Source organism: Glycocaulis sp. (genome assembly GCF_052168375.1).
Lineage (GTDB): Bacteria > Pseudomonadota > Alphaproteobacteria > Caulobacterales > Maricaulaceae > Glycocaulis.
The window spans coordinates 1-6,600 of record NZ_JBQLZR010000157.1; the positions used below are offsets into that span (position 1 = coordinate 1).

A 6,600-nucleotide genomic window follows, 5' to 3' on the forward strand; every position below is an offset into this window, starting at 1 on the left:
AGCCGGTTGCCGGGCGCGAGATCGTGGACGTGAACACCGTGAACGGTGTGCGTTTCACCTTTGCCGATGGCGCGTGGGGCCTGATCCGGGCGTCTTCCAACACGCCAAACCTCGTCGTCGTGGTGGAAAGCCTCACCTCTAGCGACGATGTCAGTGCCATCTTCCGCGCCATCAAGGACGAGCTCGCCCATCATCCCGAAGTCGGCGCGTTCGATCAGGAAATCTGACCGCCACCCGCCCGGCATATAAAAAAGGGGCGGGGCGTGCAGAGATGGAAATACATTGTGATTCCTTCCCCGCCGCGCTCTGCGCCATGGTCCGCGCGCAATAATGAAGAGGCCGTGACAGGCCGCCGCCCGACAGGACATGCCCATGCAATTCATTGATCTTCAGGCACAATATGCCCGCATATCCGACAAGGTGGACGAACGCGTCCTCTCGGTCGTGCGCAGCGGACGCTATGTGCTCGGACCGGAAGTGAAGGAGCTGGAGGCTGCCCTTGCCGGTTTTGGCGGCACCTCGCATGCGCTCGGCTGCGCCAACGGAACTGACGCGCTGGTCCTGCCTCTGATGGCGTGGGGCCTGCGCCCCGGCGGTGCGGTCTTCTGTCCGTCCTTCACCTTCACCGCGACCGCCGAAGTCGTGCCGTGGCTCGGTGCCACGCCGGTCTTTGTCGACATCGATCCGCACACCTACAATATGGACCCGGCCCATCTCGAAGCATCCATCGAAATGGTGAAGGCGCAGGGCCGGCTGAACCCGCGCGTCGTCATTGCGGTCGACCTGTTTGGGCAGCCGGCGAACTATCCTGCGATTGCCGAAATCTGCCACCGTCACGGGCTGAAGCTGATCGCCGATTCCGCGCAAGGTTTTGGCTGCACGCTTGGCGGCCAGCACCCTGCTCACTGGAGCGATATCACCACCACCTCCTTCTTCCCGGCCAAGCCGCTGGGCTGCTATGGCGATGGCGGCGCGGTGATGACCAATGATGCCGGGCTGGCCGAACTCATCGAGTCCCTCTCGGTCCACGGCAAGGCGATGCCGCGCGACATCGAGGGCAAGAAATTCGAGCATGATCCCAAATACTGGGCTGTCCGCATCGGGATGAATTCACGCCTGGATACGATCCAGGCCGCGATCCTGCTGGAAAAGCTGGCTATCTTCCCTGACGAGATCGCGGCCCGCAACCGCGTGGCGGCCCGCTATAATGCAGCGCTGGAAGGCCATGTTGCCGCCGTACCGCAAGTGATCGAGGGTGGTGTCTCCACCTGGGCGCAATACACTATCGAGCACGAGGACCGTGACGGTCTGGGCGCGCACTTGAAGGGCCTCGGCATTCCGACAGCAGTCTATTATCCGATCCCGATCCACATGCAGACAGTCTATTCGAAATATCCGTCCGGGCCGGACGGTCTGCCGGTGACCGAAGCCAAGGCGGGCCGCGTCATCGCCCTGCCCATGCACCCTTATCTCGATGAGGCAACGCAGGACCGCATCGTCGATGCGATCCGCAGCTACAAGCCCTGAGCGCGGTGAGGTTCCGCGCCTAGTTGCCGATCGAGAACAGGGTCACCTGCAGCATGATCGAGCGGCTGGGGCCGAGATTGCCGATGTCGAAATTGGTCTGGTTGTAGACTACGCGGATATCTGTGCACTCATCGCGATAGATGAGGCTGAGATTCTGCTGGCGGGTGGAGCCGCTTTCCAGATCGCGGTCCATCGCATAGGCGAGGAACCAGTTGTCCGTCATGCGGAAATTGCCGCCGAAGCGGACAGATTCGCGCACCGGCGTGTTCACCGCCGCATCATCGACGAGCGAATAGGTGATGTCGCCATTTACCCGCCACACAGAGACGCGCGAGAAGGCGTCGATCCGGTTCGCCTGCGTCGTGACGCCGTCATAACGCCCGCGTACACCCAGCTCGAACGCGTTGTTGAAGTTCAGGTCTAGCTGGGCAACCCAGTCGGACTGGTCGTCAACAAGGCCGGAGCCTTGCGCGAAGGTGGGGTTGCCGCCGACCCGGAAGCTGCGCCCGACAAAGAGCTCGGTCTCGGGCAGATAGGGCGTGTGGCTATCAAAGCTGGTCGTCAGGCCCGCATTGATGCGTGAGCCCTCTTCCCAGGCGTCATAGCCGTTGGCGCGGTTGCGCGAGAAGATGTTGGAGACATCAAGCTCCAGCGCAACGCTGTCTTCGCCGGGTGCCACATCCTCGCTCGCAATACCGGTGGAGCTGGCAAACTGGATGCGCGGCGCGAGAATCCAGTCGCCCGTTTCGCCCGGCTTGAAGAGCGGCCAGGAAATGTCGATGCCGGCATTGGTCAGCGTACGGGTGAAGTCGCGCGTTTCCAGTGTCGCGCCCGAAACATCGGTCCGCGTGAAGCGGTAAACGTCAGTGCGGGCAAAGGCGTAAGGCGTTACGCGCACGCCGCCATCAATCGTGAAATTGGTGGACCACTCGATCTGGCCGCTGGCGCGTGCGTAATCATTGCCGACATCGCGCGTGAAATAGACGCCAGAGGCCCGCGCATTGGCGAGGCCCGCCCAGCCCGGCAGGGGCAGGCGGTATTCGGCCTCGACCATCGGGGTGATGAAGGGCAGCGTCTCGTCATCAATGCTGTCGGTTAGCGACTGGAAGCCGGTGACCGAGGCGCGGGCAAAATACTGCCGCGTGCGGCCGCGCACATTCACTTCCGTCGGCAGCAGAAGCGCATTGAGCTGGGCAAAGTCGGAAGACTGGTCGGTATCACCGCGCAGGCCGTAGCGGGTGAGATAGAGCGGGTCGGTCGCCAGCTGGACGTTGAAGCCCCAGCTCCATCCAGGCGCGATGTCGAACGCGCCGGAGCCGGCGACATGGCCGCGCAATTCCTGATCGCCAAACCCGCCATCACGATCAAATTCCTGCTCGTAGGTGGCGCTGCCGCGAATGCGGATCGCCCCCGACCAGAAGCGCTGGCGGTATTCATAGAGCAGGACCGGGTTGTACTCGGTCATCACCATCGGGGTCAGCACCGCGTCGCGATGCGGCGAGAACACGTGGTAATAGGGCTGCCGGTAGACGAAGCCGAGACGGTTGGAGACGTCGATCGTCGGGAACAGGAAGCCGGAGCGGCGCGGTGCGGACGGGTCTGCATGGGCAAAGACCGGCGCGTAGAAGATCGGGATGCCGAACGCTTCGAGGCGCGCATCGCGATAATAGATCATCTCCGATTCCGGGTCCTGCACGACCTCGCTGGCGCGAAGCCGCCAGGTCGGCGGGCGAGAGCCTTCCTCGCAAATGTCGCAGGCCGTGTAATAGGCGCGGCGCAGCAGGACAGAGCCATTGGCCCGGCGCACCGCATAGGCCGATGCCGCGCGGCCATTGTTTTCCATCATCATGGCAAAACCGGCGGCCAGCACTTCAGACCATTCATTGGTCAGGATGATCTCGTCGGCGGTCTGGGCAGGCAGGTCCCCGTCATGCAGGCGCACATTGCCCCGCGCGATGACCCGGTCCTCGTCGATGCGGTATTCCACCTCGTCGGCAAACAGCATGCGCTGGCCGGACTGTGCCGACACATTGCCGCGCGCGATCAGTACATTGCCCTCGCGCGTCTGCTCGATCTCTGCTGCATCGAGATAGACCGGCTCTGCTGGCTCGTCCTGCGCACGGGCCGGTGAAAGGGCGCCAAGCCCGGTCAGCAGCGCTGCCGCCGCGCACATCGTCCTGAACGGCAATGCCATGCCTTCAACGCTCCGCGAATTTCCCCCGACGCTTTTGAAGTCCTAACCCATCGACCGCAAGGCGTCCATGCTTCGCTGGACGCCCCACATGCAGTGCCCGGCTTCCTTACAAAAGCACATCAAGCGTGATCCCGCCCTGCCTTGCCTAATCTGGGCCGTCCTGCCATCAGATCGTGTCACAGGGGCGCAAACACGTGCGTCCCCGGCCAGTTCAGGAGCCAGCCATGTGCGGTATTGTCGGTGTTACGGGTCATCGTGAGGCGGAAAGCTTCATACTGGAGGGCCTGCGCCGTCTTGAATATCGCGGTTACGATTCGGCCGGCATCGCCCTGATTGATGGCGCCGGTGCGCTCCACCGCCTGCGCGCCACCGGCAAGGTGCAGGCGCTTGCCGACAAGGTGGGGCGCGGGCTGGGCGGGGTTACCGCCATCGGCCACACGCGCTGGGCCACCCACGGCGCTGCGAGCGACGACAACGCCCACCCTCACCGCGCGGGCCGGGTGCTCGTGGTCCACAACGGGATCATCGAGAACTTCAAGACCCTGCGCGAGGAACTGGCCGCCGAGGGTCGCATTTTCACCAGCCAGACCGACACCGAAGTCGTTGCCCACATGATCGACCGCGAGGTGCAGGCGGGCAAGGAACCCGCAGCCGCCCTGCTGGCAGTCCTGCCGCGCCTTGAGGGCGCCTTTGCGCTGGGCGTGATGATCGAGGGCGAGACCGGCTTCATCATGGGTGCCCGCAAGGGTGCGCCGCTGATTGCCGGGCTCGGCGCCGGTCAGGGCTATCTCGGCTCCGATCCGCTGGCGCTCTCCGGTCACGCCCGCCAGATCATGTTCCTCGAAGATGGCGACATGGCGGTCATTTCCACCGGTGAGATCAAGGTTTTCGACAAGGACGCCAAGCCTGTCACCCGCGCGCTGGCTCCGGCAGAGACCAGCCATGTGCTCGCCGAGAAGGGCAATCACCGCCATTTCATGGAAAAGGAAATCTTCGAGCAGCCTGAAGTGACCGGGCGCACCATTGCCCACTATGCCGATGCGTTTGAGAACAGCGTGCATGACATTGCGGGGCTGGATTTCCGCAGCGCGAGCCGCCTCATCATCGTGGGGTGCGGCACTGCGGCCTATGCCGGCGAGATTGCCCGCTACTGGTTCGGCTCGCTGGCCCGCCTCGCGGTCGAGGTCGATATCGCCTCGGAGTTCCGCTATCGCGATCCGGTCTTCCTGCCTGGCGACATCGCGCTTTTCATCTCGCAATCGGGAGAGACGGCAGACACGCTAGAAGCCATGCGCCTTGCCGGCGCGGCCGGCGTGCAGACGCTCGCCCTCGTCAACACGCCCCATTCCACGATTGCGCGTGAAGCCTCGCTGGTCCTGCCGACGCTTGCCGGGCCCGAAATCGGGGTTGCCTCGACCAAGGCCTTTACCAGCCAGCTTTCTGCCCTTGCCTGCCTGGCGATCCTTGCGGGGCGCCATCGCGGGCATCTCGACCGGGCCGAGGAAGCAGGCCATGTAGCCGCCCTTCTTGCCCTGCCGGGACTGATGGTGAAGGCGCTTGCCCGCCAGGACGATATCGAAGCCCTGTCACAGGATATCGCGGCCCATTCCACCGTGCTCTATCTGGGCCGCAACCAGTATTTTCCTCTGGCCCTTGAGGCGGCACTGAAGCTGAAGGAAATCAGCTATATCCACGCCGAGGGCTATGCCGCCGGTGAGCTGAAACATGGCCCCATTGCGCTGGTCGAGGAAGGACTGCCCGTCATCGTCATCGCGCCGCACGACGCGCTCTTTGACAAGACGCGCTCCTCCATCCAGCAGGTGACGAGCCGCGGCGCACATGTGATTGCCATTACTGATCCCGAAGGCGAGAAAGCGCTGGCCGGAGAGGCCGCAGACATCATCACCCTGCCGCGTGGCAGCCAGCTGACGAGCCCGCTCCTGATGGCGACCGCGGTGCAGTTGCTCGCCTATCACGTCGCGGTCTACAAGGGGACGGACGTGGACCAGCCGCGAAACCTCGCGAAGTCCGTTACGGTCGAATAATCCCTCCCCGCCGGAGTGCAGAGCATGTCGAAAAAGCCGGTCCGCAAGGCCGTTCTTCCCGTTGCCGGTCTGGGTACGCGCGTGCTGCCCGCCACCAAGGTGATGCCCAAGGAAATGCTGCCCGTCTTTGACCGGCCGGCCATCCACTACGTGGTGGACGAGGCCCGAGCCGCCGGGATCGAGCATTTCGTCTTTGTGACCGGGCGCAACAAGGACGCGATCGAGGACTATTTCGATACCGCCTACGAGCTGGAAATGACGCTGGAAGCCAAGGGCAAGACGAAGCTCCTGAAAGACCTGCGAGCTGACCTGCCTCTGCCCGGCGCGTGCAGCTTCGTGCGCCAGCAGGCGCCGCTGGGCCTTGGCCATGCAGTGTGGTGCGCGCGCGACATTGTCGGCGATGAACCCTTTGCCGTGCTGCTTCCCGACATGATCATGCGGGCGGAAACGCCCTGCCTTGCCGCGATGGTGAAGGCCTATGGCGCTATCGGCGGCAATGTGATCTCGGTCGAGGAAGTGCCGATGGAGGAGGTCAGTTCCTACGGCATCGTCCAGCCGGGCGAACGCAAGGGCGAGCTGATAGAGATGCTGGGCATGGTGGAAAAGCCTACTGTGAAGGATGCCCCGTCCAATCTGATGATTTCAGGGCGCTACATCCTTCAGCCGGAGATTTTTGACGCGCTGGAAGCCCAAAAGCCGGGCGCAGGCGGCGAGATCCAGCTGACCGACGCCATGCTGAAGCTGATGGAAACCAGCCCCTTCCACGCTCTGCCCTTTACCGGGGAGACCTTCGATACAGGATCGAAGACGGGCTATTTGCGGGCAGCGGCGGCG

4 protein-coding genes and 1 pseudogene are annotated in these 6,600 nt (G+C 63.5%); 4 read left to right on the plus strand and 1 reads right to left on the minus strand.

Annotated features, from left to right (window positions below; translation table 11 throughout):
- Together ACTS2Z_RS06240 and ACTS2Z_RS06245 are read left to right on the plus strand one after the other, a co-directional pair.
- A pseudogene (locus ACTS2Z_RS06240) lies at positions 1-227 on the plus strand (phosphomannomutase/phosphoglucomutase); the annotation flags it as partial.
- 139 nt (positions 228-366) lie between these two features.
- Positions 367-1,527 (plus strand): DegT/DnrJ/EryC1/StrS family aminotransferase, encoded by a 1,161-nt coding sequence (locus tag ACTS2Z_RS06245; RefSeq protein ID WP_442572358.1) that lies wholly within the window; start codon positions 367-369, stop codon positions 1,525-1,527.
- Between the two features lie 19 nt (positions 1,528-1,546).
- On the opposite strand, the gene ACTS2Z_RS06250 is transcribed toward ACTS2Z_RS06245, so the two are convergent.
- The gene (locus tag ACTS2Z_RS06250; protein ID WP_442572359.1) at positions 1,547-3,721 is read right to left on the minus strand and encodes an LPS-assembly protein LptD; all 2,175 of its coding nucleotides are present in this window, start codon (positions 3,719-3,721) and stop codon (positions 1,547-1,549) included.
- A gap of 224 nt (positions 3,722-3,945) precedes the next feature.
- Between ACTS2Z_RS06250 and glmS the strand changes: the two genes are divergently transcribed.
- Positions 3,946-5,766, plus strand: a complete 1,821-nt coding sequence (gene glmS, locus ACTS2Z_RS06255; protein ID WP_442572360.1) for a glutamine--fructose-6-phosphate transaminase (isomerizing) — start codon at positions 3,946-3,948, stop codon at positions 5,764-5,766.
- Positions 5,767-5,790: 24 nt separating this feature from the next.
- The coding region (galU, locus tag ACTS2Z_RS06260) for a UTP--glucose-1-phosphate uridylyltransferase GalU (protein WP_442572361.1) at positions 5,791-6,600 on the plus strand (810 nt) is incomplete at its 3' end.

What these genes read in the sequence shown, in the direction of transcription:
- ACTS2Z_RS06245 (WP_442572358.1), top strand. Translation starts at nt 367, where the DNA reads ATGCCCATGCAATTCATTGATCTTCAGGCACAATATGCCCGCATATCC.
- ACTS2Z_RS06250 (WP_442572359.1), bottom strand. Translation starts at nt 3,721, where the DNA reads ATGGCATTGCCGTTCAGGACGATGTGCGCGGCGGCAGCGCTGCTGACC.
- glmS (WP_442572360.1), top strand. Translation starts at nt 3,946, where the DNA reads ATGTGCGGTATTGTCGGTGTTACGGGTCATCGTGAGGCGGAAAGCTTC.